The following is a 26841-nucleotide window of genomic DNA, read 5'->3' on the forward strand; positions in this document are numbered from 1 at the left end:
TCAGAGAGGCGATCCGTCGGTCGTCGCCACGGCTCCGACGACACCACCGTCTGTGCAGCGGGCGACGGCGACGACGAGGGGACCGTACGGTGCCCGCCACTCACTGTGCAGGGTGTCGTACGAACCCGGCGGAATCGACACTGTCCCGGTGACGGCGCTGCCCGTCGTGTGGAGCGGCACCCGCACTCCGTCGACGAAAGCCTGTACGTCGTCGATGGAACCGCCGTCGATCCGGACGGCGAAGGTGAGTTCGTCGCCCGCGGAGCCCGGCCGAATCTGCACGTCGGTCACTGCGATGGAGGCATCCGAGTCACCGGCACCGACGATGCCGTCGAACACGTGCTCGTCGGTCAGTGCCGGGGTGCGTGCGGGAGCCACTCGTCGTGCCCCGAGGGCGTCGACGGAACGGGCGAGACGCAGCAGGGTCGAATCGGAGTAGGCAGCACCGGCCAGGGTCAAGCCGACCGGCATCGATGTGTCGCTCATCGACCCCATGGGAACGGTGACGGTGGGTATGCCGAGGTGGCGGGGCACGAGATTGCCGTTGGCCACCCAGACTCCGTTGCGCCAGGCGATATCGGCGGACGCGACGTCGACATCGGCGTCGGCGGGGCCGACATCGGCAACGGCAGGAAAGACGACTGCGTCGAAGCGGTTGTCTTGCAACCACTTTTCGAAGTCGACGCGGCGGACCTCTTCCAATCCGCGCATGCCGGCCTCCACCGACGGAATGCGATCGAACGGCGTGACCCTTGCCTTCGCCATGGGGACGTAGTCCGCCAGGTCGTAGGCCGTGTCGAACGGCAGGATGCCGTAACGATCGGGGAGCGCGCCCGTGGGATGCGGGAAGATGCGCGCCCCGTCGGTCTCGGCCAGGCCGCGCAGGCCGGGCTGACCGTTCGAGGCCAGGAAGCTGTCGAACGCCCACACCGAGAGTTCTTCCAGCTCGCGTTCGAGGAACTCGGCGGGAACGAGACCGCGGTCGACCATGGTCTGCGAGTTCGGGTGCAGGCCTTCGTAGTTCTCCACGACGGGGAAATCGGTTTCGATCACCTCTGCGCCTGCAGCGACCAGGTCGTCACGCATGGTCTGCCACAGGGTCATCACCGAATCGCGGGTGTGGATCGGATACGCACTGTCGGGATCGCCGTTGACGTACAGGCGCGGTACGGCGAGTCGGAGTCCCTGCAGCGGCAGCGGCGGCAATTCGGCGAAGGACGCGGGCCGAACATCCGAGGCAGGCGGAATGGTCACCCACTCCTGCATGCGCCACAGGTCGCCCTCGGTGACTGCGTCGTCGGCCACGACCACGTCCAGTAGGTGTAGTAGGTCGTCGACCGTACGAGCATGCGGCACAACGACATCCATCGTGGGCACCAACGGCCAGTTGCCCCGCACCGAGATCACTCCGCGAGAGGGTGTGTAGGCGACGAGCGCATTGTTCGACGCGGGTGCGCGTCCGGAGGACCAGGTTTCCTCGGCGAGCCCGAAGGCGGCGAAACTCGCAGCTGTGGCCGTACCCGAGCCGTTGGAGGAGCCCGATCCGAACGCCGAGGTGAGAAATTCTGCGGCGTAAGGGCTTTCGGCGCGACCGTAGAGTCCGCGTTGCATTCCACCCGCTGCCATCGGAGGCATGTTGGTCAGGCCGAGGCAGATCGCGCCTGCCGCTCGCAGCTGCGCCACCGCATAGGCGTCGTCGGTCGCGACGAGGCTCTCGAATGCCGGCGAACCGGCCGTCACCGGAAGGCCACGCACCTTGTAGCTGGCCTTGGCGGTGTAGGGGATTCCGTCCATCGGGCCGAGAGCCTGTCCGGCGCTCCGACGTAGGTCGGCTGCGCGGGCTTCCTCGAACGCGTCGGGGTTGAGTACCGGTACGGCGTTCAGTGCGATTCCGGTGCGGTCGTAGTGCCCGATTCGATTGAGGTAGCGCGCCACCAGTTCGACGCTCGTCACGGTGCCCTCGGCGAGCGCGGCGGAAACGCCGGCGACATCGGCCTCGACCACGGTGAAGGAAGAAGAAGTCATGACAGAACTAAAACACACACTGTCGGTTTTGGGAACGGGTGAATCGAAAAAAATCCCGACATGCAAGGCTGTCCGTACTCGACGACCGCCCGAGAGGAGGCGACCATGGCACGACCACCTCGCGCCATTCTCAGCCGTGACCTGATCGCCCGCACCGCATTGGCCCTGGTCGATCGGCACGGAGCCGACGGTGCGAGCATGCGGGGCGTGGCGCTGAAATTGGGCGTGAACCCTACGTCCCTCTACAACCACGTCGCCGACCGCGCGGCGATGATCGAGGACGTCCGAGCGCTGGTCTCGGCCCGAATCGACTCGGCACCTCTACGCGAATTGCCCTGGGAAGAAGGCCTTGTCGCCTGGGCCAGGTCCTATCGATTGGCCTTCGCAGAGCATCACCGCGCCGTTCCCCTGCTCATGACCACACGCGCATCGACCCCGGTGCTGTTGGCGGAGTACGAGGATTTCTCTGTTGCCGCAGAGGCGGTGGGCTGGGCGAGCAGGGACGTGTTGCCTCTGCTGACCGCGTTCGAATCGTTCATTCTCGGCAGCGTCCTCGACATGTCCGGTCCGAGTGTCGTATTCGATCCGGCAGGCCAGGAGGAGGCTTTCCCGCGATTGGCCGCGGCCTACGAGACCGTGCAGGACGAGGATACCGACGATCCCATCGCCACCCGCGCCTTCGAGATGGGTCTGGCGATGCTCGTCGCATCGGCACGCCCGCGGTAGTGCGAGACCCGTGTTCGGCGCACTCAGTGTTCTCGCGCTGCGCTGTCACGGGACAGCAGTTCCGCCGTGTGCTCGGCGTCGGCGGGTCGGCCCAGTAGAAATCCTTGCACCACAGTGCATCCGGCTGCGGTGAGTGCGTCGAGTTGCGCCCGTGTTTCGACGCCTTCGCCCACGACGGTCACGCCGTAGGCTTTCGCCAGCGACACGATGGCGGTCAACACGTCTCGACCACGATCGGTGTCCACTGAGTCGATGTACGTTCGGTCGATCTTGAAACTGCCGATCACCGGGAAGCGCTCGAGGTAGGCCAGGCTGCTGTAGCCCTTCCCGACATCGTCGAGTGACAACGCAACTCCCATCTCGTGGAGTTTCGTCAAGTTGGACGCAACCGTGCCGGTGTCTGCGAGCCATTCCGTCTCGGTGAGTTCGAGAACGACGTCGTCAGCGTGCGCACCGGTGGTGAGTAGCGCGGCAGCCACTCGGTCGGGAAAGGCCGGGTCGCGTAGTTGCAGCGCGCTGATGTTCACACGCATGCCGACGCAGCCGAACTCCTCCCAGTCGACGAGCTGTCGACAGGCGGTGGTGAGAGCCCAATCGTCGAGAAGTGTTGCCAGACCAGTACGTTCGGCAACGGCAACGAATTCGGACGGTTCGATGGGGCCGAGTTTCGGGTGCTGCCAACGCGCCAGTGCTTCGACGGAGACGATACGTCCGGTCTCGATGTCGATCAGGGGTTGGTACTCGAGTGTCAGGTCGCCGGAGGCCAGAGCGCGGCGCAGGTCCACCGACATGGAGCGCACCCGGTCGGCGTCGTACAGGTCGCTGGAATCGAAGACGGCGTGTCCGGCCCTGGTGTCCTTGGCGCGGTACATCGCCAGGTCGGCCGATCGAAGGAGTTCACGTCGGGTCGAGCCCGCGGTGGAGACCGCAACTCCGATGCTGGCGCTCACCGGAATCGGGTCGTCGCCCTCGTCTTCCGCGGCGGGGGCTGCCAGAGCGGAACGGATGCACTCGGCGACGCGTTCGGCATGTGCGACGTCGTCGATGTGATTGCAGATCATCAGGAATTCGTCGCCGCCGAGTCTGGCAACGGTGTCGCCAGGTTTCGCGGTCGCGGCCAGGCGGCGAGAGAAACGCACGAGTGCGCGGTCTCCGACGTCGTGCCCGAGGCTGTCGTTGATGATCTTGAAATCGTCGACGTCGAGCAGTAACAACGCCACCCGTTCGTCGTCGCGGGCAGATGCGAGCGCCGCGTCGATCGCGTCGTATGCCACCGCACGATTCGGCAGCTCGGTCAAGGGATCGTGCGCGCTGCGCCAGCGCAGCTCGCGGTCGAGTTCCACTCGTTCGAGTGCCGCGGAGAGCACTCCGGCAACTGCGGAGACGAATGCGATGTCTCCGTCGCCGAAGAGGTGTGGTTCGCGGCCGAACAGGATCAGTACGCCCCACAGCCCGGCACCGATGGTGATCGGAACGGCGGCACCGCTGCGAAAGCCCAGGGCAGCCATGGCCGAGGTGTCGAATCGTGTTTCGGATTCGACGTCGGAACAGACGGTGATCGCCCTTCGCGCCAGGGCGTAACCGGTCAACGACCCGTCGCCGGTGGCAAGCACGAAGTCGTGTGGGAGCGTGCGGGTGATCGCGTCGATGGACAGAAGCGGGTCGGTCGAATCACCCGAATGTCTGGCCAATGCCGCAGACTCGACGCCAACCAACTTGGCCGCCGTGCTCGTGGCCGCCGTCAGCACCGTGTCGAAGTCCGCAGTAACGGCAAGAGAGCTCAACTCGGCCAGTGCCCGTTGCTCGACTGCGATTCTCTCCGCCGACGCAGCCGCGGCCAACAGATCGAGATCGCGTTGGTGGCCACGGGTACGGTCGCGAACGATCGTGGCGATCAGGTCGGGTTCTCGTCCGGAACGTCGGACGACGAACGTGGACAACGCAACGGGAATGCCGGCGCCGGACACGAAGTGGCGTAATTCGGTACGCCCCTGCCAGAGACCGGTCGTCTGCAATGCATGTTCGACGTCGCCGGAGACCTCGAGTCCGCGGGCAGTGAAGAAATCTGCGGTGAACAGTCCTGACGGCGGCAGTTCCTCCAGGCCGACCAGGCGGAGGCCGACCGGATTGACGTCGATCACGCGGCCGGAGAACGCGGACAGGGCCACCATGTCGGGCGATTCGTCGAACAGGGCGCGGAGAACGAGCGGATCGAAGCCGGGATCGTCCATCGATATCCGTTTCGCACTCGTCGCGGCGACAAGCCGTTGGGCGACGCCACCGACAATCGCAGAAGTCAGCGGAGTTGCTGTTCCCTGCACACAGCATGGCGGTGTCCGCGCGAGATGACAAACACGCCGTTCGTCATCACGTACGTGCTACGTCCGGGTCCGCACCGGCGATGTGCGGACCCGGACGGTGAACGCGAATCGGGTCGAGCGGTCTTCTCGACGTGACGAGAGCAGGCTTCTACTTCGCCAGAGCCTCGGCGATGGTGACGACGCGCGTGGCCATGTGGGTCAGCGCTGCGGTGGTCGCGTCGTCCAGTTCGTTCTTGTTCTCGGGTCCGGTGACGTGGCTGACGCCGTAGGGATTACCGTCCGCGAACTTCAACCCGTCGGTGTATCCGGGCGGAACCAGGACGCCGCCGAAGTGCATCAGCGAGGTGTAGAGACCGATGAGCGTGGTCTCCTGGCCGCCGTGCGCGGTCTGGCTCGAGGTGAAGGCTGCGTATGCCTTGTTCGCGAGTTCACCCTTGGCCCAGTAGCCGCCGAGCGAGTCCATGAAGTTCTGGAACGGTGCCGCGGTGCTGCCGAAACGCGTCGGAGATCCGAGGATGACGCCATCGGCCCAGACGATGTCGTCGCCGCTGGCAGCGGGAAGATCCTTGGTTGCCTCGTAGTTGGCGGACCAGGCCGGGTTCTCGGCGAAGGTGCTGGGGTCGCGCGTCTCCGCGATGTGCCGCACGCGTACTTCGGCTCCAGCCGCCGTCGCTGCGTCGGCGAGCTTGTTCGCCATTGTGGATCCGTGGCCGGTCGCGGAGTAGTAGATGATTGCGATCTTCGTCATCGATGAGACCTTTCGTCGGGTGGACATCCGAAGTAGTTGCGATGTCAACTGCTTTTATCGTACCCAATATGATTGTTGTGTCAACTATTCGGAGGTGCTGGTTGTCCGTTCCTCCGGCAGCGCCGATAGTGGTGCCATGACCGTGCGCAATGCCGAGGTACCCGACGACGTCTTCGCGGACGTGAAGAAGCAGGTCTCCCAGTTCGTCCGATCGCGGGTGGTTCCGCGTGAACTCGAGATCATGAACACCGATTCGATTCCCGACGATCTCCGGAGACAGTCCGCCGAGATGGGGTTGTTCGGATACGCGATTCCGCAAGAGTTCGGTGGCCTCGGCCTGGACTTGATTCAGGATGTCGAGATTGCCATGGAGCTCGGCTACACCACACTGTCGTTGCGGTCGATGTTCGGCACCAACAACGGAATCGCGGGCCAGGTGCTCGTCGGGTTCGGCACCGACGAGCAGAAGGCAACGTGGTTGCCCGGCATGGCGGCCGGCGACGTCGTCGCGTCGTTCGCGTTGACCGAGGACGGTGCCGGCTCGAACCCGGCGGGGTTGAGAACGACTGCAGTAGTGGACGGTACGGGCTGGATCATCAGCGGAAGCAAGCGCTACATCACCAATGCGCCCATCGCGGACCTGTTCGTCGTGTTCGCGCGAGTGGACCCGAAGCCGAACAGCGGCAACGGGATCGCGGTGTTTCTGGTCCCCGCCGACACTGCGGGTGTCCAAGTCGGTGACAAGGACGCGAAGATGGGCCAGCAGGGAGCAGGAACCGCGGACGTGACGTTCACCGACGTCAGGGTCGACGCCGACGCTCTGGTGGGCGGCAACGGTGACATCGGATACCGGGCGGCGATGACGTCGTTGGCGCGCGGCCGCGTCCACATCGCAGCTCTCGCCGTCGGTCAAGCGCAGCGTGCCCTGGACGAATCCGTCTCCTACGCTGCGTCTTCCACACAGGGTGGCGAGCCCATCGGCAATCATCAACTCGTCCAGGCGATGATCGCCGACCAGCAGACGGGAGTCATGGCAGGCCGGGCCATGGTGCGTGAGGCTGCCCGGGCCTGGGTGGAGGACACCGATCGACGGATCGCGCCGTCGGCGGTCAAGCTGTTCTGCACCGAGATGGTCGGCACAGTGGCCGACCTCGCCGTCCAAATCCACGGCGGCGCAGGGTATATGCGCGGCGTTCCCGTCGAGCGAATCTATCGAGATGTCCGTCTTCTCCGCCTGTACGAGGGAACCAGCGAAATTCAGCGGCTGATCGTCGGCGGCGGTTTGATCCGTGCCGAGCAGAAGCGGAATCGTTGACCACACTCATCCCGCGTGGCTACTGCAGGTCAGGTGAGCGCGCGCTGCGCGGCGACCCGGTCTGCAACCGTGCTACCGATAGCGGATACGTCGGTAGCGAGTTCCTCTCGAGTCCTGGTGTCCGATCCGTACAGGAAATTCGTCGATCCTACTGTGGCACCGCAGTATTCGATGATTCCACGCTCGATCTGCGTTCGAACGGCCTGATAGACGCCATGGCGCTCGAAGCTGTCGGCATCGTCGCCCGCGACGACGACCAGATGGACGGTGAGTCGGTCCAGCTTCTTCACGAATACTCTGTCTCCGTATTCGTAGGCCCAGCCCTCGACGAACACGCGGTCGATCCAGCCTTTCAGTAGCGCGGGCATCGACCACCAGTACATGGGGAAGGCGAGAACCAGGTGTTCGGCGCGGTCGATCCGTGACTGTTCCTCGGCTACGTCGGGCGGAGTGCTCCCGTTTCCGCGATACAGGCTCAGGTCCGCAGTCGAAAATCGCGGATCGAAGTTCTCCGCAGCGAGATCTGCGGTCTCCACGGTGGTGCCGGTGGATCGGATGGCCTCGACTACGGAGTGAGCGACCTGGTGGGTCAGAGAGTGCGGGTCGGGATGGGAGACTACGACGAGCGTGTTCATGGCTGTTCCTTCGGCTGGGGAAGATCGGCTATGTACGAACAGTAGGTTACTATTAGTACATAAGCAAGGAGGTGGCGGAATGGCACGGACGAGGCTGTCGCGCTCCGATCGAAACGCACAGTTGATCGAGGTGTCCTGGGCTCTGGTGCGCGCAGAGGGAGCCGACGCGTTGACTCTCGGGCGGCTCGCCGAGCAGGCCGGTGTCGCAAAGCCGGTGGTGTACAGCCACTTCGCCTCCCGCGCCGAACTTCTCGCCGCTCTGTTCACCGAATTCGACGCCAGGCAGGCGGCGATGCTGGAACAGTCTCTCGACTCGGCGCCCATGACGGTGCACGGACGCGCGCAGGCCATTGCCGACTCCTACGTGGGCTGCGCAATGGCCCAGGGGAGCGAATTGACGGGTGTGCTTGCGGCACTCGAAGGTTCGCCGGAACTCGAACAGGTCAAGCGCACCGCCGAGCGTGCTTACTTCGAGCGGTGTCGAGAAATTCTGCGACCGTTCACCGATGCCGACGGCATGTCAACGCCGTCTCTGACCGCCGTCTTCGGTGCCGCAGACGCGTTGTCCCACGGTGCGGTATCCGGTTCGCTGACACCCACCGAAGCGATCGGGGAGTTGACCGATCTGATCGTCGCCGCGGTCGACAGGTCCTGAATTCGGCCCGCCGGACCTGTCAGACGGTGGCGGCCGCCGATGCGGGGGCACGACGGTGGAATGCCGTCTCGGCCTCGAAGGCATGCGCTACCCGGAGCAGCAGTTGATCGGCGCGGTCGGCGGTGACGATCTGCAATCCAACCGGAAGGCCGGATGAGCTGAAGCCGCCGGGCATCGACAGCGACGGTAGGCCTGTTGCCGAGATCAGCGAAGCGGCCCGCATCCAATCGAGGTAGTTGGTCATCGGGGTGCCGTCGACGACGGCGGGGTACTCCTCGTCCGCGGGGAACGGAAGTACCTGAACGGCAGGCGCGATCAACACGTCGTATCGCGAGAAGAACTGCCGCACTGCAGTATCGAGATTCTTGCGAGCGGTGTTGGCGGAGATCATGTCTCGTGTCGTGAGCGCCATTCCCTTGTCGACGTTCCACTGCACGGCGCTCTTCATGCGGTGTCGGTGTTCGTCCAACAGGTGCCCGTAGGCGGTGGCGAAGTCGAACGCACGCGTCGTCTGGAACACCTCGTCTGCGTCGGACAGGTCCGGGCAATCGACGTCCACACTGGCACCGAGTTGCTCGAACACGTGCAGTTGGCGGCTCAGGACGTCGATCACCTCACGGTCGACGGGTACGCCGAGACCGAAATCCGTTGTCCATGCGACTTTCAGTCCACGCAGCGAGCCGGCCTCTTCCGAGCGGTACGAGTCGTCGAGCGGGAGACCACGAGGGCTGGACGCATCCGGACCGGCGAGCGCGCGCATCAGAAAACGCACGTCCTCGATGTCGTGCGCGAGCACGCCCTGCCGAGCGATCCAGGCCCACGGGTTCTTGGCGGGCAGCATCGGAATTCGGCCCAACGACGGCCGGTATCCGACGAGGTTGCAGAACGATCCCGGAGTGCGCAGCGACCCGCCCATGTCCGACCCGTCGCCCGCCGGTTGTATCCCGGCGGCGATGGCGGCGGCGGCACCGCCACTGCTGCCGCCGGCACTGCGAGTCGGATCGTACGGATTGGTGGTGGTACCGAACACCGGATTGAAAGTGTGTGAGCCGGCAGCGAATTCGGGAACGTTGGATTTGCCGGTGGTGTTGACACCTGCGCGTTTGAGGCGGGCGATGATGCCCGAGTCCTCGGTGGGGATGTTCTCGGCCAGAATCGGCGAGCCGAAAGTGGTGCGCAGACCGGCGGTCAGGTGATTGTCCTTGTGCGTCATCGGGACGCCGTGCAGGACGGGCAGTACCTCGCCGGACACCGTTGCGCGGTCTGCTGCACTCGCACGCTCGGTGGCCCCATCGATGTCGAAGGTCACGATCGCGTTGACGATGGGGTTGACGTCGTCGATGCGAGCCAGATGCGACTCGAGCGCCTCGCGGGCCGAGATCTCGCGATCGCGGATGTGTGCCGCGAGCGCGCGCAGGGACAGTGACTGAATGTCGCCGGTCATGAAACTCCTCGCTTCGATCCGGATCGGCCGGAGTTGTTGTCGGAAGCCTGTTTCAAGACTGCACCACCGCGCGGAGTCCACCGGGCTATCGTCGTCCTTTGAGCGTTTTCGCCGTTGGATTGGCGGTTTCGCTCAGACGGCCGAAAATTTCACACATGCAACATATCGGCAACGTGAACCGACTTGAGTGAGCAGGACATCCGAGCCCGGGGCTCGGTCGCAATCCGACGGTATGCGAAAGAGAGTCAATCATGTCCAGTCAGATCGACGGTCCACCGGCAACTGCGGATGCGCCCGAAACACGAATGCCCTGGGGACTGAAGACGCTGTTCCGTCTCGTGTCCAGTATCGAACGCGTCGGCAACAAACTGCCGCACCCCTTCCTGCTGTTCTGGCTTCTGGCCGCAGTGCTGGCAGTGGTCAGCGCGATCCTGGCCGCACTGGGCACCGGGGTGGTGCTACCCAGCACCGGTGAGGTGTCGATGGTCCGCAGCCTGCTCAGCAGTGACGGCGTAGCCATGATCTTCGGAACGGCACTGGACAACTTCGCGGGGTTCGCGCCGCTCCCCATCATCGTGACCGTCATCCTCGGTGTGTCCGTCGCCGAGCATTCCGGTGTGCTCACCACGCTGCTGCGCGCCACCATCGTGAAGCTGCCCGCCAAGTGGGTGACGTTCTCGGTTGCCTTCGCCGGGACCATGTCTCACGTCATGTTCGACGCGGCGTTCATCGTCGTCCTTCCGCTGGCGGCAATGGCGTTCAAGGCAGCGGGCCGAAGTCCTGTGCTGGGCATGATGGTGGCCTTCGTCGCCATCGCCGGTGGCTACAACGCGTCACCGTTGATCACACCCAGCGATGCCATCATGTCGTCGTTGACGACCTCCGCCGCTCAGATCGTCGATGCCGATTACAGCGTGACCCCGGTGGACAACTACTTCTTCAGTCTCGCGTCGTCCCTGGTGATTTCGATCTTCATCACCCTGGTGGTCGAGTTGGTGATGGCCAAGCACATGAATCTCGATGCCGACGAGGGCGTCGAGGACGGCGCAGAAAAGCTGGCACTCGATCTCGAGCCGATCGAGAAGAAGGGAATGCGCCGCGCCGGAGCAGCTTTGGCGGTGTACGTGGCCGTCGTCGTCGCGGCACTGCTTCCTCCCTCGTCGCCGCTGCGTGGTGAGGACGGCGGGTTCGTACAGTCGATCGTGCTGCAGAACATCGCGTTCTTCATCGCGATCGCCTTCGTCCTGGTCGGATGGGTGTACGGACGCACTACCGGCAGTCTTCGGCAGCTCCGTGAGATTCCGGAATCGATGGCCGTCGGCATCAAGACCCTTGCTCCGATCCTGGTGCTGTTCTTCGCGATTTCGCAGTTCCTCGCCTACTTCAAGTGGACCGGCATCGGCAACGTCGTTGCGGTCGAGGGCGCGGAACTGCTGAAAGCCGGGGGATTACACCCCCTCGTGGTGTTCGCCATGATGCTGGTGCTGATCTCGGTGATGAACCTGCTCGTCACCAGTGGTTCGGCCATGTGGTCGATGCTGGCCCCGGTTCTCGTGCCGATGCTCATGTACATCGACGTCAACCCCGAAACCACCCAGGCCGTCTACCGAATCGCCGATTCCTGCACCAACGCGATGACCCCGATGTCGGCCTACTTCGTGCTCACCCTCGGACTCATCCAGCGCTACAAGAAGAATGCAGGCATCGGTACCCTCGCCTCGTTCACCATCCCTGTCGCGCTGGGCATGCTGATCGTGTGGGCGGCGTTGTTCGCAGTCTGGTACATGCTCGGCATCCCGCTCGGCCCCGGCGCACCGATCCGTTGACCGCAGTGACTGCCGCGTCGTACCGGATCAATACAGGTACGACGCGGAGTCCGCGGCCAGCAGACGGTTGCCGCTGCGTTTGGTGGCCCGCAGAATCGACATCACCGAGATCGCGTCGGCCAGGGCGGCCCAGTCCGACGCAGTTGTCATGCGATGCAACGCCATTCGGTCCGGGCACGCGAGGTTGACGAGCAGACTGTCCGAGCCCGCGAGGGCCACCGCGTATCGAACCTCGGAATGTGCGAGCAATAGCTCGACCAGTGCTTCGTGGTGTCGAGGCGGAACCTTGACCCAGGCAAGGGCTTCCGCCGAATACCCCAGCAACGCCGGTTCGACGACCACCCGCAGTCGGGATTTGTTGGTCTGTTCCAGAGTGTCCATGTGGCGTCGGACAGTGTTCTCGGTAGCGCCGACGACGCGCGCGATGTCCGAGGTGGGCGTCCGGGCATCCTCGGCCAGGACGCGCAGAATGCTGCGGTGCAGGGTCGAGATATCCGGTCCCACACGGCCGTCCGGTTGATAGCCCTCGTGTACGGGAGGCGTCAGGGCCGCGATCTGGTGCGAATCGAGAATCGCCGGCCGCCACTCGCGGACCGAGCGATAGACCCGCGTGATGGGATCGACCCGAATGCGTCTGATCCCGGTGATGCCGGGTAGGTCGTCGAGCATCAGATCCGCCAGATGGGCATCGTCGACCAGGACTTCGGCGACGCATTCCTCGTGCCCCGACGTGGCGTACACGAACATCGTGTCGTCGCGGCGCGCCAACCCGACTGCCACCGCACGTGCCATACCGACGTGACATCGAGCTCGCAGAACGACCGCGCCTGTCGCGCCGATGACGCCGACCACGCGTACGTCCCCGGAATCGAGTAATTCCTTGCCGCGTCGGGTGACGGTGCGTTCGGGTTCACCGAGCGCCTCGGCGATGCTGACCCAGGACGCCCGGGGATTTACCTGCAGCGCCGCCGTGATTCGGCAACTCAGCGAGTCCAATTCGTCGGAGCGCTGCCTCATGCGTACACCTTCGCTCGTCGTGCCGACTCGGGTCGGCCGGTGCAGAAACAGGTTCGGTGCCCGAGGATCACCTGTCGATCCTCGGGCACCGGTACCGCGAAGTCCAGCTCAAAAGATTCCGCTGTACGCGTTGAGGGCGGGCTGACCACCCAGGTGCGCGTAGAGAACGGTGGAGTCCTTGCCGATATCGCCCTGCTGAACCAGATCGATCAGTCCGGCCATGGACTTGCCCTCGTACACCGGGTCGATGATCACGCCTTCGAGACGGCCGGTGAGCTTGATCGCCTCGATCGTGGATTCGACGGGAATTCCGTAGTAGTCGCCGGCCCAGCCTTCGAGGACGGTGATCTCGTCGTCCCGAAGCTCGCGTCCCAGTTCGATGAGTTCTGCGGTGTTACGGGCGATTCGGGCCACCTGATCGCGGGTCTGGGCGATCTTGGCGGACGCATCGATGCCGATCACTCGACGTGGCCGTTCCTGTCCGGCGAACCCGGCGATCATGCCGGCATGCGTCGACCCGGTCACGCTGCACACGACGATCGTGTCGAAGAAGACGCCGAGCTCCTCTTCCTGCTTCTGTACTTCGTACGCCCAGTTGGCGAAGCCGAGTCCGCCGAGCTTGTGGTCGGAGCCGCCCGCGGGAATGGCGTAGGGCTTGCCGCCCGCTCGCTCGACGTCCTCGATGGCCTTCTGCCAGCTGTCCTTGAATTCGATTCCGAAGCCCGACGGATCGAGGCGGACATCTGCACCCATGATGCGGGAGAGCAGGATGTTGCCCACCTTGTCGTTGACCGAATCCGGCCAATCGACCCACTTCTCCTGCACGAGAACTGCTTTGAGTCCGAGCTTTGCCGCGACCGCCGCTACCTGCCGCGTGTGGTTGGACTGCACGCCACCGATCGAGACCAATGTGTCGGCACCCTGCGCGAGAGCGTCCGGGACGATGTACTCGAGCTTGCGAGTCTTGTTGCCGCCGTAGGCCAATCCTGCGTTGACGTCCTCCCGCTTGGCCCAGATCTTGGCCCCGCCGAGATGTGCGCTCAGGCGTTCCATCGGGTGAACCGGGCTCGGGCCGAAGGTGAGGGGGTAACGCTCGAAGTCGGCGATCGCCACGTGCTGCTCCTTTGATCGGTGTGTCATACAGGATGCAATATATCGCATACTGTACGTCGGGAGGTCCGACAGCGAAAGCGGTGGGCTACGATATTTTGCATGCCGGTCCCCGTCGAGCTCGGAAAACACAAGCGCTCCCTGCTGCGCGACAACGCCTACGTCTCGATTCGCGACGCCATCGTCGACGGCACCTTCGCGCCCGGCGAGCGGCTGCGGGATGCCGAACTCGAGCAGTGGCTCGGGGTGTCGCGGACACCTATTCGCGACGCCATGGCCAGGCTGGAACTGGCCGGCCTCGTACACACCCAGCCCGGGCGTTCGACCATCGTGTCGACCATCGAACGCAAGGCGGTGCTGGACGCGCAGGCGGTCGCGGCGTCGATGCATGCACTCGCGATCCGGACGGCGGTACCGCTGATGAACAAGCGCGACATCGCCGCGATGCGTCGCGCCAACAAGGATTTCGCCGCCGCATTCACCCGAGGCGATGTGGACCTCGCGCTGGCCGGCGACGACGCATTCCACGCAGTCGCCGTCGAAGCGAGTCAGAATCAGGTCGTCGTCACGGTTCTCGAGCAGGTGACGCCGACCCTGCGCCGGCTCGAACGGCTACGATTCGCCTCGCTGGTGGGCCGCGATTCGATAGCCCAACACGAACGAATCATCACGCTGTGCAGTGAGGGTGACGCGGACGGTGCGGCCGCTGCCGTGCAGGAGAATTGGGAGTCGTTGTCTTTGCTCGTCGATCACGAGGACGGAATACCAGGAAGCTGACACCGTCGAACGCCGGCGAAAAGCGGAGTGGCCGCGCCGCATCGGCGGCATAATCGGCCCATGGCCGACTTCAACGAGATCATCATCGACGAGTTCCGAAGCAACAATGGCCACGTGTCCACGGCCGGCTTCGGTGATTCGCTCGTCGTTCTGCGCACGATCGGTGCCAAGAGCGGTGCGGTGCGGCTCAACCCGCTCATGGCGATTCCGGAGGGAGAGAGCTGGTTGGTGGTCGGCTCGGCTGCCGGGTCACCGAAAGATCCAGCGTGGGTGCACAATCTGCGCGCCCATCCGGCCATCGACATCGAGGCACCCGGGGACGGAGGCATTCGCACCGTTGCCGTCGACGCCGACGAGATTCCGGAATCCGAGTGGGACCGGCAGTGGCAGAAATTCCTCGATGCCTCGGACGGATTCGCGAAATACACGGAAACGGCCGAGGGCAGGCGGTTCCCGATCTTCCGCCTGACCCCGACCGCCGAGTGAATCAGTTCTGCGTGTCGTCCTCGGGTGGATGCGGGACGTTCTCTTCGTCGACGTGAGCACCGACTGCAGCCTCGTCTCGAGATTCTTCGCGCGGTCCGTCGTTGCTGCCCTCGGATGGAATCTCTGCACCTGCGTCGGTCGGCATCGTCATGAGCACTCCTGATCGTCGGTCGGTTGGTTGCTGCGCTCTGCATGCCCCGCTTACGGTGGGCTCAACCGTCGAGCGATCGATTCCTCTTGATTAGCATCGTCAGGTATGGGACCTGATCGATCGATGCCAGCTCGCGACCTGACACAGGCGATTGCCGAAGCGACGAGGTCTTTCTTCGCACCGTCCAGTCTCGACGAGACCCTGCGCGGCGTGACGGAGAGCGCCAGATCTCTGATACCCGCGGTCGATTGCGCCGATATTCTCGTGGTGGCGGGGCCGAAGAAGTACCAGTCGCACGCCGCGACCAGTGAGCTGCCGGTTCGCCTGGACGCCATGCAGGAACGCCTCGACGAGGGGCCGTGCATCGACGCCGCACGAAGCGAGCTGTTCGTGCGATGCAACGACTTCCGCTCCGATGCCCGCTGGCCACGTTTCGGCCCGGAGGCGGTGGGCGCGGGGGTTCTCAGCAGCATGTCCTTCCGGCTCTACACCAACGAGGACACCATCGGGGCGCTCAACCTGTTCGCACTGACCAGTGATGCGTTCAGCGACGAGGACGAGGAACTGGGTCGCGTGCTCGCAACCCACGCTGCGGTGGCGTTGTACGCGGCGAACAAGACCGAACAGTTCAAGTCCGGCTTGGCCTCACGGGACATCATCGGCCAGGCCAAGGGCATGTTGATGGAGCGGTACGGAATCGACGCGGTGCAGGCGTTCGACTTGATTTCACGGCTGTCGCAAACCGAGAACGTCCCGGTGGCCACCTTGGCCGCAGAACTCGTCGACCTCGGTTCCGAATCGAACAAGGCACGCTCGTCTCGATAGGGTCGCGGCTGTTCACACCGTGTGCCGACGAGCGCGTGCAGTCGGCGGCACCGGATGGTCGTGTGTCGACCCGGTTTGCACCGTCGCCTCGTAGACGCGTGAAGTGTCCTCGGCGATGCGGCCCCACGAGAAACGAGATTGCGCACGGTCGGAGCCGGACACGCCCAGCTCGAAACGCCTGGACTCGTTGCGTGCGAGGAGGGCGAGCTCTCGTGCCAACCGACGACGGTCGCCCGGCCCGACAGAGCTGCCGGTGACTCCGTCGATCACCAGCTCGCCCGCGTAGCCCACTCCGTACGCGACGACGGGAAGTCCGCAGGCCATGGCTTCGAGAGTGGCAATCCCTGCCGATTCGGTCGGGGACAGGCAGACGAAAACGTCGGCCGACCTGAGCAGCGACGACATGTGGCGATGGCGGACCGGGCCGGTGAACACCGTTCGGCCGGCCATACCGTGTGCTGCGGCCACCGTGCGTAGACGCGCGACGCCGCTCGAATCGCGTGGCTCACCGTCGACGACCATCAGTTCGGTGTTCTCGAGTTTTCCGAGCAGTTCGATGATCGTCGACACGTCGGCGTCCGACCCGACGATCGCCACCCGAACAGCGGCATCGGTGCGTGGTGCGGTCGGTCCGGATGGATCGAAGTCACTCAGATCCACCCCGGTCGGGACGATGGACACCTTGGCTCTGGCGACGCCCATCCGCGTCAACATGTCGGCCTCGTCGGGACATGACGCGATGATGCGGCTCGCCGATCGAGCGATCTTCTTCTCCATAGCCGCCCGGGGAACCACCGAATCGGTGCCGGCCGTCGGGGGCACGGATCGGTCGGTCGCGGCGAGACCGTGGAACGACATCACCGTGGGAACGCCCGTCGCGCCGGCGGCCAGTACGGTTGCCAGCCCTGACACCCATGAATGTGCATGTGCTACATCGGGTTTCGATCGGATCAAGTGATCGCGCAGAGAGGAGGCGAACGCGCTCGTGTGAGGAATCGATTGCTCCTCGGTCATCGGGACGGTCGGCCCCGCAGACAGGTTGACCACCCGGTATCCGTCGGGGGTGAGTAGCTCGTCCTCGTGATCCGGGTTCTGCTTCCTGGTGTATACGTCGACTCGGGTGCCGGCGCGGGCCAGCGACGAGGCCAGCCGATCGAGCTGGGCAGCCGATTGTTCTGCCTCGATGCCGGCAGCATCCATTATCGGACTCACGTGTTCGGAGACAAGCGCAACGTGCATATCGATTCGATCCCTGATGGGTTCGCACGGCCCCTTTCGGGCGCATAGCCCGGCACCGGTGAAGGGTGTGGGATATGCCGACCCGATTTTGGAGTCAGCGTACTCGAGACGCGGCCAGAGCGGTCATCGCAACTGGGCGTCGAACAACACTCTATTACGTGGAGCCACAATGCGAAACCTGACACGAGGGCGTCGCCCTTGCTGGAACGTTCACAACGGGCAGAGTCGACGTCCATTGCGACCGAAGCGGGGAGCGTGTTCGGTACGGCTACCGCACACTGGAATACGGTCGCCGGAGTGGATCCGAGCACCGGGAGACCGGTGTCGGCACCGACGACGCTGCAGCCGTTGCTGCTCACGCAGCCCGTTTCACTACAGCCGAGTGGAACTCGCCGGTGGCACAGGACGCGGGTCGATCACGCTGGTCGGTCCTGTCCACAGTCTGCGTGCCTCACCACCGGCTGGTCACTGAGTAAGCCAGATGCGCCGTCTGGCAATGGCTTTGATTCGCGTCACCATGACGGGGCTGAGGCCGAACTCACCGAACACGCTGCCTGGGTCGCGGTCGAGGATCTCCAGCACGGTGCGGTAGAAGTCCTGAGTCGACATCGAGAAGGCGGACCGGATTTCGTCGTCCGGTCCGCCTCCGTGATTGACCCATCTCAGGGCGAAGTCGATCATGGCGCGGTCTGTGTCGGAATAGAACGCAACCGGCCGCTCTGCCCCCGCAGAAGTATGTCGATTCGGCATAACCCACCTCCTGGAACTGACTGTCGATCCGAAATTAGCACTGCTCGCGAACACGTGCCAAGGGTCCGGCACCTGCAATACAAAGCCGAATATCGGTCGCACATACCGGGTTCGGACTGTCGTCGGGCGTGGAAGTCGATACCCAGCCCGGCATACGCGCCCGGGCCGTGCGGTCGAGTCAGGGGTCGGAGGTTCGACCCCTGACTCCTCCGCCGTCGACTGCCGGTTGCGAGGCACTGTCGATGGGATGTCACCGAGGGCGGTGGATCCGGGGCAGTAGGAACCAGAACGCGACGGCCGTCGACGCCACGACTGTGGCCGCGGGGCTGCGGCGCGTACATCGAGCACTATCTCGAACGTCAGGGCGGCAGCACCGACCAGCGGTACTCCCAACATGGCGAGACCGCTGATGGCAAGTATGTTGCCGACGCGCACTGTGACCCCTACTGCACGCTGCCGGAACAGGAGTCGGTGCGCCGGTCTGTACGACACGGAGTTTCTGTCGCTGACTTCGTCAGCGACGAACCGACGGACTCGAGGGCCGAATCGATATCGGTGAAAATCGGAATCGCAGCATCGAGTCCGACCAGATGCATCGGGCGACCCGTGGTCGGCCCGGATGCGACCACCACCAACGAGGTTGAGCAGCATGCCTTTCGGCGAGCTGCGATGAGCACGCTCATGCCGACGGACGCCAGAAAGGACACCCCCGACAGATCGACGATCACGGCTGCCGGCGCTGCCGTGACCGCTCGTTCGATGTGGTGGGCGAGATCGGACGCGGTCGCGAGATCCACTTCTCCGTTGACCCGCAGAACAATTGCGCTGTCATGGTGCTCGCTGGCGATGCCGAGCCCGAGCGCTTCGTTGTGTTTCATAGGGGGTCACCGTCCTTACCGTGTGCAGTGGCATGTTCGTCGAACAGCGCACTGCGGCGTAACCGAGACCGGCACGGTGTGCAGAACCGAGGCGAACCCTGTGCCATCGACGCTGTCGACTGCGGGCAGGGGCTTCACCACGCTGTCCGAATCATACTCAGTGTCCGTTTGCCCGTGTCGGCCGGTTCGAGAGTTCGTTCGTTCGGCAACCGACTCGATCAGCGCCGACGCAATCTCGCTGACCTTGATGTTGGCTGTTTCGCGGATATCGGTCGTCGACCGCACGGCGCATGCGTCGACCGAAGCGGGTGCGACCAGTCGTCGAGGAAAGACCGAGCGCGCCCTGGATCCCGACGAGATGTAGGCCCGAACTCCCTGTGCCGCAGGGCAGTTGCGACGCGGACGTCTCGACGCAACTGCTGCGATCAGCCGGTCACGTCCCGCAGAATGTGCGGAACCCCGCGCTGAAGTCGACCGGCGCGGGTCCGGCGTAGTCCGACAGCTCGACCCGACTGTCGAACGGATTCGTCACGACCGACAACAAGCGGTCGAAGGGCGCGAGGTCGCCCTCGGTCGCTGCTGCCAGCGCCGCGTCGACCATGTGGTTTCGAGGAATGTACGCCGGGTTCACTCGGTCCATGGCGTCCGAGACGGACCGGAGGTCGTGGCCCCGCTCGAGCACCGCTGCGCGCCATCGTTCGTGCCACGGTGCAGCTGCCTCGTGCGGTACGAGTGACGCAAAATCTGCGTCGTTGCCCCGCAGATTCTCCGCCAACGCGCGGAAGGTCAGGGTCCAGTCGGCACGATGATCCTGCAGAAGCACGTGCAGTTCGTCGAGGAGACTGCCGTCCGGTTCGATCGCATCGAGGCCGAGCTTGGCGGCCATCAGGTTCTCGTAGTGCTGTCGGTAGCGATCACCGTAGGAGTCCAACACCGTCGTCAGCGCGCTGATGGCGCGGTCCGGAACCGAATCGACCAGCGGCAGTAGTGTTTCGCCGAATCGTGCCAGGTTCCAACCCAGGACGGCGGGTTGGTTGCCGTACGCGTAGCGGCCGCCGTGATCGATCGAGCTGAAGACCGTTGCAGGATCGTAGGCGTCGATGAACGCGCACGGCCCGTAGTCGATTGTCTCACCGGAGATCGTCGTGTTGTCGGTGTTCATGACGCCGTGCACGAAGCCGACGGACATCCACTGCGCCACCAACTGCGCTTGCTTGTCGACGACGGCCTCGAAGAATGCGAGGTATCGACTCTCCGCGCCCTCTGCCGGGAGTTCGGCAAGCTCGGGATAATGACGCGCGATGGCGTAGTCGGCGAGGTTCTGCGCGAGACCCTCGCGACGGGCCGCGAACTCGAAGGTACCTACGCGCAGGTGGCTCGAGGCAACCCGAGCCAGCACTGCGCCGGGCTGCGGACCTGCCTCTCGAACCACCTGCTCACCCGTCGTGACGACGGCCAACGAGCGGGTGGTCGGGATGTGCAGAGCGTGCATGGCCTCACTGATCAGGTACTCGCGCAGCATCGCACTCACCACCGCGCGCCCGTCTCCGCCGCGGGAGAACGGCGTGGCACCGGAGCCCTTGAGATGCAGATCGACTCGTCGGCCGTGTTCGTCGTGCAGCTCGCCCACAAGTAGTGCTCGACCGTCGCCCAGCAACGGCACGAATCCGCCGAACTGATGACCGGCGTACGCCATCGCCGAGGGGGTCGAATCGGCCGGTGCGAGAGCCCCGGACAACACGCCTGCGCCCTGCTCGGAGCGCAGCATCGACGGGTCGAGCCCCAGTGACCTGGCGAGGTTCTCGTTGAGGATCAGCACCCGCGGATTCGGTGCAGGTGCGCCCTGCCACGGCACCGTGAAGCCGGGAACGTCGTCCACCAACGTCGACTCCAGTCCCCATGACGATGGGACCGATGAAGGCGGGTTGTCGGACGCAGCTACCGGTCCCGTCGCGAATTCACTCATACTCCAGGGGTACCACGAGATCGGGTAATCACACCGACCGTGCTCCGCGCATTACGAGCGCGCGGATATGTCGGGCGGGGACAGTGCGCGTTCGATACTCAGGGCGGCTGCCCGCAGCAACGGGGCGAGCATGTGCGGGGCTGCGGTATCGGCGTCGACGACGACCGAGACGGCCGCGCGGATCGTGCGAGTGCGGTCGAAGATCGGTGCGGCGACCGATACGGCGTCCGAGGTGATCTGTCTGTCGCTGACGGCGACTCCGGTTCTCCGAATATCGGCCAGCGTGCGCCGCAGGATGTCCGGATCGCAGATGGTGTGCTCGGTGAATCTGGTCAACGGTGCCGAGCACACCTCCTCCTGCACGTGGGCGGGCGCGTGGGCCAGCAGCGCCAGACCGACTCCGGTGGGCGGCAACGCGAAACGGCCGCCGACGCGCGTGCGCAGGGCCACCGAGTCGCGGCTGCGAATTCTCTCGACGAACACGACCTCGTGACCGTCGCGTACTCCCAGCTGCACGTTCTCCTGAGTGACGTGGGCGAGATCTTCCATGACCGGTAACGCGCTTTCCCTGAGGACCAGGCCCCGCGGTGCGAGTGACGCGATCTCCCACAGTCGCAGACCGATGTGGAATCTGCCCGTCCGGTCATCGCGCTCGATCGCTCCCCACCCGACGAGATCGAGCGCGAGCCGGTGCGTGGTGGAGAGCGGGAACCCCGATCGTCGAGCGAGCTCGCTCAACGTCAAGGTCGGATGCTCTGGCGTGAACGCCTCCAGCAGTGTCAGCGCGCGTACGGCCACCGGACCGGTGCGAGCGGGGCCCTCGGCCGTCATGGAGTGCTTTCTTCGATTCGTCGGGCTTCGATTCGTGTGGAATGTCGTACAACAAGCTCTACAGTTCGAGAACGAGCCGGGGGCCCGTCGACCGGGACACACAGATCATCATGGTGTCGTTGGCACCGCGTTCCTCCTCGGTCAACAGTGTGTCGCGATGGTCGACGGTGCCGGCGAGAACGGCTGTTTCGCAGGTTCCGCACGTTCCCTCTCTACACGACGAGAGCACCTGCACTCCCGAGTTCGTCACGGCGTCGAGCACCGATTCGTCCGGATGCACGGTGACGGTTCGTCGGCTCAGCGAAAGTTCGACTTCGAACGACGCACCCGATGTCGGCCGATCGAGTGTGTCGGCACGGAACCGTTCGAGGTGCACGCTTCCTTCGGGCCAGTGCCCCGCCCGTTCGGTCACGGCGTCCAGCAGGGGCCCCGGTCCGCAGCAGTAGACGGCCGTGCCGACGCGCGCAGTCCCGAGCAGATCGTCGAGATCGAGCAGTCCTTTTTCGTCCTGCGGGACCAAAGTCGTGTTGCCGGGGTAGCGGGAAACGAGCTCGTCGACGAACGCCATACTGTCGCGGGACCGGCCGCCGTACACCAGCGACCACCCGGCCCCACGCCGCTCGGCCTCGGCCACCATCGTGATGATGGGTGTGATTCCGATACCGCCGGCGATGAACAGATAGTTCTCGGATTCGGTCAACTCGAAGTGATTGCGCGGTCCACGGACACGGACGGTGTCGCCGACGGCAAGGGTGTCGTGGACATGGAGCGAACCACCGCGGGATGCCGGTTCTCGTAGGACTCCGATGCGCCAGGTGTCGCGGTCGGCCGGGCTTCCGCACAGCGAGTACTGGCGGGTGATGTCGGAAGTCAACTCCAGATCGATATGAGCTCCCGGCGTCCAGCTCGGCAGGTCTGTGCCGTCCGGCTTGCGCAACTGCAGCAGGGCAACGCCATCCGCGCCGCTGCACTTGTCCGAGACGATCAGATCCAGGTCGCACTCGGGGAGGTTTCGCGTCACTCGGCTCTCCCCACGTGACTCACGAGTTCGCCTCGCACCGAGGGCAACTCGGGATGGCCGGGGTCGACGGTCGAGAAGTGCCCGATGGGGTGCGCGAGCAACCACTCCCACAGCAGTGCCGGATCCTCCTCGAGCCGGGACGAGCCACAATGGCAGACGCCGCGCAGCCGGTCGGTACCCGGAACCCACACCACGCGCAGCACGTGGGGACCCTGCAGCATTCGATTCGGTTCCGGTGTCACGACACCACCTCGGCACCTGCTCGCGAGCCCTCGAAGAGCTTGCTCAGAAGCCGACGCGCACCGAGGCCGCCCGCATCGATGTTGATCGACAGTTCCTGGTAGCCGGCCTTTTCGGTGTCCAATGCTTGCTGAAGAATGTTCAGCGCCACCACGTCCTGCATGACCACTGTGCGATTGTTCTCGGCCAGAAACTGGGACACTTCGTCGTCGTCGATCGCGAAATCACGAGCAACAGCCCAGAAGTCGTGTGTCGAGGTCTCGGTTTCCGGAGTGATCGCGTACACGATCTCGCTGTGGAACGCGTGGGCGTCGGAGCCGTCGTCCGCGGGTAGCGGTGATCCGAGCGGAGCGATGCGGCTGTGCAGTAGGTACAGGCACGGGGGCGTGTATTCGATGTCCTGCCAACGCGAGATGCGCGTGTCGATGCCGGTGGACTTCGAGTAGAACGGTGGGCATTCGGCGTCGTCCATGTGCCGCGAAACGTAGATGACGTTGCGGTCGTCGTCGATCTCGGTGGTGATCGGTGTGTCGGCGACTTCCGGAGTGCCGATGTAACCGCCGTGCAGGTAGGTCTCGTGCGAAAGGTCCATGAGGTTGTCGACGAGCAACCGATAGTTGCACGAGATCGGCTCCATTCCGCTCACCACGGCGTAATCCGGGGAGTCCATCCACGGGGCGCGAGGGATACGAGCGGTGTCACCGTCGATCGGATCGTCCGGGTCGGCAATCCACACCCAGACGAACGAATCCTGCTCGTACACCTGATAGGTGGTGAGCCTGGCCGTCCTCGGCACCCGCTTCTGGCCGGGAACGGAGACGCAGCCACCGTCGCTGCCGTACGTGAACCCGTGGTAGCCGCAGACCACGGTGTCGCCATCGAGGTGGCTGGGGGCCGCGGAGAGTGGGTACCGCCGGTGCACACAACGATCGCTCATTGCGGTCACAGCCCCGGACTCCGTGCGCCACAACAGAATGGCCTCACCGCAAATGGTGCGCGAGAACAGCTCTCGGCCCACTTCTCTGCTGTACGCCGCGACATACCACTGGTTACGGACGATTGTCGTCATCGATTCTCCTGAACACGTAGAAGTCGTTCGGTCGCTTGACGTCTCGTCAGCGCTCATGACATCGAGTGTGTGGCACGCCACCCCGCCGGTGCGAGCGGACTTCCGGATGCCGGAAGCCCGGTCGGAATCCCGGTCAGAAGAGGAGGACCGGTTTGATCGACGCACCGCTGATCATGTCCGCCACCGCGGAGTTGATGTCGTCGAACCGGTAGTGAGTGATCAAGCGCTGCAGGGGCAATCGACCCGACACGACAAGATCCACCAGCACCGGAATCAGGGTTTGCGTTTCGCTGTCGCCGAGGGTCAGTCCCACGATGCGTCGGCCCGGCAGCATGGCGTTGACGTCGACCGGGACCTCGGTGCCGAAGGGCGGAGCGCCGACGACGACGGCGGTTCCACGAGGGGCCAGGGCATCGATCGCGGTGCGCAGCACCCCTACGTTCCCGGTGGTTTCGATGGCTCCGTCGACGCCGGAGCCCTCGGTCAGTTCTGCCAACGCTGCCGCGGTGTCCTCGCGGGTGGCGTCGACGACGTGGGTCGCTCCCAACTCGGTGGCCAGTTCCAGACGTTCGGCAACCCGATCGACCGCGATGATCTTGGCCGCGGGAGTGAGAGCGGCAGCCATGATGGCCGAAAGCCCCACTGCGCCTGCGCCGGTCACCACGACGGTATCTCCCGGGCGTGGACGCAGCACATTCCACACGGCACCGACTCCGGTCTGCACCCCGCAGCCCAGCGGTGCCAGGATCTCCAGCGGTGCGGAGGAATCGACCCGAACCAGGCTCCGCTCGTCCACGATCGCATGATTCGCGAACGACGACTGGCCGAAGAAATGGCCACCGAGCGCAGTGCCGTTGCGCGTGATCGGGCTGGAGCCGTCGGCGCGAGTCCCGCCGATGAGGTTGAGCGGCAGCCACGTTGCGCAATAGGCGGGATGACCGGATCGGCAGTTTCCGCAGGTACCGCACGAGGTGAACGACAGCAGAACGTGGTCACCTTCCTGCACGCCGGTGACTCCGGGACCGATGGCTTCGACGACCCCCGCACCCTCGTGGCCGAGGACGCCGGGAAGCGGAAACGGCAGCCCGCCCGCGGCGACGCCCAGGTCGGTGTGGCACAAGCCGGCTGCGACGATACGCACGCGCACTTCTCCGCTGCGGGGTTCGCCCAGTTGGACCGGGGACAATGTGAACGCGGCTCCGCCCGATTCGACTACTGCCGCTGTGGTTGTGGTCATGGCACTGCCCTTCGATTCGGTCGAGCCTTCGATTCAGTCGAGCGAGATGACGACGGATTTGACCTTGGTGTACGAGTCGAGGCCCTCGGGGCCGTACTCACGGCCGAAGCCGGAGTTCTTGACTCCGCCGAAGGGAACGGCCGGGTCGAGCATCGCCCAGTCGTTGACCCACACGATGCCGGCGTGCAGTCGTGCTGCAACACGATGTGCGCGAGCCACATTCGTCGTCTGCAGACCGGCAGCGAGGCCGTATTCGGTGCCGTTGGCCAGGCGGACCGCGTCGTCTTCGGTGTCGAACGGTTGTACCGTCAGAACGGGTCCGAAGATCTCTTCTCGAACGACCCGCGACGTGGCAGGCAGGTCTGCGATAACGGTGGGGGAGTAGAACGAGCCACCGGCGAGGGGCGTCCCGGACAGGTCGGGACGGTGCCCGCCGGTGACGATACGGCCGCCGTCGCGGCGGGCGATGTCCACGTACTCCTCGACCTTGTGTATGTGCCGCTCTCCGGCCATGGGTCCGACCACCGTGGCCGGATCGAACGGGTCGCCGACGGGAACACCGGGAACCGCCTGGGCCAGAATGTCCAACACCATTTCGTATCGGGAGCGCTGGACGAGCAGGCGCGGGCCGCCCATGCAGAACTGCCCGGAGTTGAAGACGAACCCTTTGATGATCGCTCCGATCGCCTTGTCGATGTCGGCGTCCTCGAACACGATGTGCGCGGCGTTGCCACCCAGTTCCATCGTCACCGGTACCAGATTGCGGCCTGCGACCCCGGCAGCGTGTCTGCCCACGGCCGTTGACCCGGTGAATGCGATCTTGTCGACTCCCGGATGCTGCAGAAGTGCCTCTCCCGCAACGGAACCTGTTCCGGTGACCACGTTGATCACGCCTGGCGGTACGCCCGCCTCGGTCAATATGTCAGCCATCAGCAATGCGCTGAGCGGGGTGTCCTCGCTGGGTTTGTGGACCACGGTGTTACCCGCGGCGAGTGCAGGCGCGATCTTCGAACTCGACAAGATCAGCGGAAAGTTGAAGGGGGTGATCGCGGCGACCACACCGAGCGGTTCTCTGCGCGTGTACGCGTGCGCAGACAGCGGAGTGTCGCGATGCGATCCACCGAGCGTCTGAGCCAGTGCGGAGCAGTACTCGTACTGCTCCGCGGAGGTCAGTACGTCCACCGGGCGGCACAACGACACCGGCTTACCCACATCGGCGCTTTCGACGGCCACGATCTCGTCGGCGCGTTCGCGGATGAGCTGACCGGCTCGGTGCAGAATGCGTGCCCGTTCGCGTCCGGGCAGCGACGACCAGCGGCCGTCGTCGAAGGCGGTGCGAGCTGCGGACACTGCTGCGTCGACGTCTACAGCGGACGCCTCGGACACGGAGGTGAGCACCGCTCCCGTCGACGGATCGAGCACGTCGGATCGGCCACCTGCGGCAGCGTCACGCCAGTGACCGTCGACGAAGAGCCGTCCGGGAGTGACGTCGGGTCGGGTGAGTGTGACGCTGTCGTCGGTGATCGTCATGAACGCCTCGCTTCGATGG

26 protein-coding genes and 1 pseudogene are annotated in these 26841 nt (G+C 64.7%); 8 read left to right on the forward strand and 19 right to left on the reverse strand.

Annotated features, from left to right (window positions below; all coding sequences use genetic code 11):
- Complete coding sequence (locus tag QM588_RS07375; RefSeq protein ID WP_283312407.1) at window positions 1–2025, reverse strand: amidase; 2025 nt, start codon at window positions 2023–2025, stop codon at window positions 1–3.
- Window positions 2026–2130: 105 nt separating this feature from the next.
- Here QM588_RS07375 and QM588_RS07380 point away from each other — a divergent pair, with 105 nt between their 5' ends.
- The gene (locus QM588_RS07380; RefSeq protein WP_283312408.1) at window positions 2131–2751 is read left to right on the forward strand and encodes a TetR/AcrR family transcriptional regulator; all 621 of its coding nucleotides are present in this window, start codon (window positions 2131–2133) and stop codon (window positions 2749–2751) included.
- A 23-nt stretch (window positions 2752–2774) separates the two neighbouring features.
- Here QM588_RS07380 and QM588_RS07385 read toward each other — a convergent pair whose 3' ends face one another.
- Together QM588_RS07385 and wrbA are read right to left on the reverse strand one after the other, a co-directional pair.
- Window positions 2775–4982 (reverse strand): EAL domain-containing protein, encoded by a 2208-nt coding sequence (locus tag QM588_RS07385; protein WP_283312409.1) that lies wholly within the window; start codon window positions 4980–4982, stop codon window positions 2775–2777.
- A gap of 238 nt (window positions 4983–5220) precedes the next feature.
- Window positions 5221–5820, reverse strand: coding sequence for an NAD(P)H:quinone oxidoreductase (gene wrbA, locus QM588_RS07390; protein WP_027495694.1), 600 nt, complete (start codon window positions 5818–5820; stop codon window positions 5221–5223).
- 136 nt (window positions 5821–5956) lie between these two features.
- Here wrbA and QM588_RS07395 point away from each other — a divergent pair, with 136 nt between their 5' ends.
- Window positions 5957–7135, forward strand: a complete 1179-nt coding sequence (locus QM588_RS07395) for an acyl-CoA dehydrogenase family protein (RefSeq protein ID WP_283312410.1) — start codon at window positions 5957–5959, stop codon at window positions 7133–7135.
- Between the two features lie 29 nt (window positions 7136–7164).
- On the opposite strand, the gene QM588_RS07400 is transcribed toward QM588_RS07395, so the two are convergent.
- Window positions 7165–7770, reverse strand: coding sequence for an NAD(P)H-dependent oxidoreductase (locus tag QM588_RS07400; protein WP_283312411.1), 606 nt, complete (start codon window positions 7768–7770; stop codon window positions 7165–7167).
- Window positions 7771–7849: 79 nt separating this feature from the next.
- Between QM588_RS07400 and QM588_RS07405 the strand changes: the two genes are divergently transcribed.
- Complete coding sequence (locus QM588_RS07405) at window positions 7850–8425, forward strand: TetR/AcrR family transcriptional regulator (RefSeq protein ID WP_283312412.1); 576 nt, start codon at window positions 7850–7852, stop codon at window positions 8423–8425.
- Window positions 8426–8444: 19 nt separating this feature from the next.
- Here the strand turns inward: QM588_RS07405 and QM588_RS07410 are convergent, their stop codons facing one another.
- Window positions 8445–9869, reverse strand: coding sequence for an amidase (locus tag QM588_RS07410; RefSeq protein ID WP_283312413.1), 1425 nt, complete (start codon window positions 9867–9869; stop codon window positions 8445–8447).
- A gap of 251 nt (window positions 9870–10120) precedes the next feature.
- On the opposite strand from QM588_RS07410, the gene QM588_RS07415 reads away from it, so the two are divergent.
- Window positions 10121–11695, forward strand: coding sequence for an AbgT family transporter (locus QM588_RS07415; protein ID WP_080729091.1), 1575 nt, complete (start codon window positions 10121–10123; stop codon window positions 11693–11695).
- A gap of 27 nt (window positions 11696–11722) precedes the next feature.
- Here the strand turns inward: QM588_RS07415 and QM588_RS07420 are convergent, their stop codons facing one another.
- Both QM588_RS07420 and QM588_RS07425 read right to left on the reverse strand, forming a co-directional pair.
- A complete protein-coding gene (locus QM588_RS07420; RefSeq protein WP_283312415.1) occupies window positions 11723–12712 on the reverse strand; it encodes an Lrp/AsnC family transcriptional regulator in 990 nt (329 codons plus the stop codon).
- Window positions 12713–12820: 108 nt separating this feature from the next.
- Entirely contained in the window at window positions 12821–13825 is a 1005-nt protein-coding gene (locus tag QM588_RS07425) for a 1-aminocyclopropane-1-carboxylate deaminase (protein ID WP_283312416.1), read from the reverse strand.
- 99 nt (window positions 13826–13924) lie between these two features.
- Here QM588_RS07425 and QM588_RS07430 point away from each other — a divergent pair, with 99 nt between their 5' ends.
- Together QM588_RS07430 and QM588_RS07435 are read left to right on the forward strand one after the other, a co-directional pair.
- On the forward strand, window positions 13925–14599 hold the full coding sequence (locus tag QM588_RS07430; protein WP_283312417.1) for a GntR family transcriptional regulator: 675 nt from the start codon (window positions 13925–13927) through the stop codon (window positions 14597–14599).
- Between the two features lie 60 nt (window positions 14600–14659).
- On the forward strand, window positions 14660–15085 hold the full coding sequence (locus tag QM588_RS07435) for a nitroreductase/quinone reductase family protein (RefSeq protein ID WP_283312418.1): 426 nt from the start codon (window positions 14660–14662) through the stop codon (window positions 15083–15085).
- A 1-nt stretch (window position 15086) separates the two neighbouring features.
- Here QM588_RS07435 and QM588_RS07440 read toward each other — a convergent pair whose 3' ends face one another.
- On the reverse strand, window positions 15087–15236 hold the full coding sequence (locus tag QM588_RS07440) for a hypothetical protein (RefSeq protein ID WP_167735401.1): 150 nt from the start codon (window positions 15234–15236) through the stop codon (window positions 15087–15089).
- Between the two features lie 123 nt (window positions 15237–15359).
- Here QM588_RS07440 and QM588_RS07445 point away from each other — a divergent pair, with 123 nt between their 5' ends.
- Entirely contained in the window at window positions 15360–16061 is a 702-nt protein-coding gene (locus tag QM588_RS07445; RefSeq protein WP_283312420.1) for a GAF and ANTAR domain-containing protein, read from the forward strand.
- Between the two features lie 12 nt (window positions 16062–16073).
- Here the strand turns inward: QM588_RS07445 and QM588_RS07450 are convergent, their stop codons facing one another.
- From QM588_RS07450 to QM588_RS07465, 4 genes and pseudogenes are all read right to left on the reverse strand, one after another.
- Window positions 16074–17273 (reverse strand): glycosyltransferase, encoded by a 1200-nt coding sequence (locus QM588_RS07450; RefSeq protein ID WP_283312421.1) that lies wholly within the window; start codon window positions 17271–17273, stop codon window positions 16074–16076.
- Window positions 17274–17765: 492 nt separating this feature from the next.
- On the reverse strand, window positions 17766–18050 hold the full coding sequence (locus QM588_RS07455) for a DUF3263 domain-containing protein (protein ID WP_283312840.1): 285 nt from the start codon (window positions 18048–18050) through the stop codon (window positions 17766–17768).
- Window positions 18051–18440: 390 nt separating this feature from the next.
- Window positions 18441–18542 (reverse strand): annotated as a pseudogene (locus tag QM588_RS07460) (hypothetical protein); the annotation flags it as partial.
- A complete protein-coding gene (locus QM588_RS07465) occupies window positions 18494–18928 on the reverse strand; it encodes an STAS domain-containing protein (protein WP_283312422.1) in 435 nt (144 codons plus the stop codon). The gene QM588_RS07465 and the pseudogene QM588_RS07460, both read right to left, overlap by 49 nt.
- A gap of 160 nt (window positions 18929–19088) precedes the next feature.
- Between QM588_RS07465 and QM588_RS07470 the strand changes: the two genes are divergently transcribed.
- Window positions 19089–19292, forward strand: a complete 204-nt coding sequence (locus QM588_RS07470) for a hypothetical protein (RefSeq protein ID WP_283312423.1) — start codon at window positions 19089–19091, stop codon at window positions 19290–19292.
- Window positions 19293–19361: 69 nt separating this feature from the next.
- Here the strand turns inward: QM588_RS07470 and QM588_RS07475 are convergent, their stop codons facing one another.
- The 7 genes from QM588_RS07475 to QM588_RS07505 form a co-directional block, all read right to left on the reverse strand.
- Complete coding sequence (locus tag QM588_RS07475) at window positions 19362–20894, reverse strand: protein adenylyltransferase SelO (protein WP_283312424.1); 1533 nt, start codon at window positions 20892–20894, stop codon at window positions 19362–19364.
- 51 nt (window positions 20895–20945) lie between these two features.
- Window positions 20946–21725, reverse strand: coding sequence for an IclR family transcriptional regulator (locus QM588_RS07480; protein ID WP_167328312.1), 780 nt, complete (start codon window positions 21723–21725; stop codon window positions 20946–20948).
- A 58-nt stretch (window positions 21726–21783) separates the two neighbouring features.
- Window positions 21784–22746 (reverse strand): PDR/VanB family oxidoreductase, encoded by a 963-nt coding sequence (locus QM588_RS07485; RefSeq protein WP_283312425.1) that lies wholly within the window; start codon window positions 22744–22746, stop codon window positions 21784–21786.
- Entirely contained in the window at window positions 22743–22988 is a 246-nt protein-coding gene (locus tag QM588_RS07490; RefSeq protein WP_283312426.1) for a hypothetical protein, read from the reverse strand. Before QM588_RS07490 ends, QM588_RS07485 begins: the two co-directional genes overlap by 4 nt.
- Window positions 22985–24055 (reverse strand): aromatic ring-hydroxylating dioxygenase subunit alpha, encoded by a 1071-nt coding sequence (locus QM588_RS07495; protein ID WP_283312428.1) that lies wholly within the window; start codon window positions 24053–24055, stop codon window positions 22985–22987. Before QM588_RS07495 ends, QM588_RS07490 begins: the two co-directional genes overlap by 4 nt.
- Window positions 24056–24188: 133 nt before the next feature.
- Window positions 24189–25292 carry an NAD(P)-dependent alcohol dehydrogenase gene (locus QM588_RS07500; protein ID WP_032369148.1) on the reverse strand — a complete coding sequence of 368 codons (1104 nt, stop codon included), beginning with the start codon at window positions 25290–25292 and terminating at the stop codon, window positions 24189–24191.
- A 33-nt stretch (window positions 25293–25325) separates the two neighbouring features.
- Window positions 25326–26822, reverse strand: coding sequence for an aldehyde dehydrogenase family protein (locus tag QM588_RS07505; RefSeq protein ID WP_032369147.1), 1497 nt, complete (start codon window positions 26820–26822; stop codon window positions 25326–25328).
- Window positions 26823–26841 lie beyond the last annotated feature (19 nt).

It is taken from the genome of Rhodococcus sp. IEGM 1354 (genome assembly GCF_030056855.1).
In the GTDB taxonomy this organism is placed as follows: Bacteria; Actinomycetota; Actinomycetes; order Mycobacteriales; family Mycobacteriaceae; genus Rhodococcoides.

Coding starts and splice junctions, on each gene's coding strand:
- QM588_RS07375 (WP_283312407.1), bottom strand. CDS start 2,025: ATGACTTCTTCTTCCTTCACCGTGGTCGAGGCCGATGTCGCCGGCGTT.
- QM588_RS07380 (WP_283312408.1), top strand. CDS start 2,131: ATGGCACGACCACCTCGCGCCATTCTCAGCCGTGACCTGATCGCCCGC.
- QM588_RS07385 (WP_283312409.1), bottom strand. CDS start 4,982: ATGGACGATCCCGGCTTCGATCCGCTCGTTCTCCGCGCCCTGTTCGAC.
- wrbA (WP_027495694.1), bottom strand. CDS start 5,820: ATGACGAAGATCGCAATCATCTACTACTCCGCGACCGGCCACGGATCC.
- QM588_RS07395 (WP_283312410.1), top strand. CDS start 5,957: ATGACCGTGCGCAATGCCGAGGTACCCGACGACGTCTTCGCGGACGTG.
- QM588_RS07400 (WP_283312411.1), bottom strand. CDS start 7,770: ATGAACACGCTCGTCGTAGTCTCCCATCCCGACCCGCACTCTCTGACC.
- QM588_RS07405 (WP_283312412.1), top strand. CDS start 7,850: ATGGCACGGACGAGGCTGTCGCGCTCCGATCGAAACGCACAGTTGATC.
- QM588_RS07410 (WP_283312413.1), bottom strand. CDS start 9,869: ATGACCGGCGACATTCAGTCACTGTCCCTGCGCGCGCTCGCGGCACAC.
- QM588_RS07415 (WP_080729091.1), top strand. CDS start 10,121: ATGTCCAGTCAGATCGACGGTCCACCGGCAACTGCGGATGCGCCCGAA.
- QM588_RS07420 (WP_283312415.1), bottom strand. CDS start 12,712: ATGAGGCAGCGCTCCGACGAATTGGACTCGCTGAGTTGCCGAATCACG.
- QM588_RS07430 (WP_283312417.1), top strand. CDS start 13,925: ATGCCGGTCCCCGTCGAGCTCGGAAAACACAAGCGCTCCCTGCTGCGC.
- QM588_RS07435 (WP_283312418.1), top strand. CDS start 14,660: ATGGCCGACTTCAACGAGATCATCATCGACGAGTTCCGAAGCAACAAT.
- QM588_RS07440 (WP_167735401.1), bottom strand. CDS start 15,236: ATGACGATGCCGACCGACGCAGGTGCAGAGATTCCATCCGAGGGCAGC.
- QM588_RS07445 (WP_283312420.1), top strand. CDS start 15,360: ATGCCAGCTCGCGACCTGACACAGGCGATTGCCGAAGCGACGAGGTCT.
- QM588_RS07455 (WP_283312840.1), bottom strand. CDS start 18,050: ATGCCGAATCGACATACTTCTGCGGGGGCAGAGCGGCCGGTTGCGTTC.
- QM588_RS07465 (WP_283312422.1), bottom strand. CDS start 18,928: ATGAAACACAACGAAGCGCTCGGGCTCGGCATCGCCAGCGAGCACCAT.
- QM588_RS07475 (WP_283312424.1), bottom strand. CDS start 20,894: ATGAGTGAATTCGCGACGGGACCGGTAGCTGCGTCCGACAACCCGCCT.
- QM588_RS07480 (WP_167328312.1), bottom strand. CDS start 21,725: ATGACGGCCGAGGGCCCCGCTCGCACCGGTCCGGTGGCCGTACGCGCG.
- QM588_RS07495 (WP_283312428.1), bottom strand. CDS start 24,055: ATGACGACAATCGTCCGTAACCAGTGGTATGTCGCGGCGTACAGCAGA.
- QM588_RS07500 (WP_032369148.1), bottom strand. CDS start 25,292: ATGACCACAACCACAGCGGCAGTAGTCGAATCGGGCGGAGCCGCGTTC.
- QM588_RS07505 (WP_032369147.1), bottom strand. CDS start 26,822: ATGACGATCACCGACGACAGCGTCACACTCACCCGACCCGACGTCACT.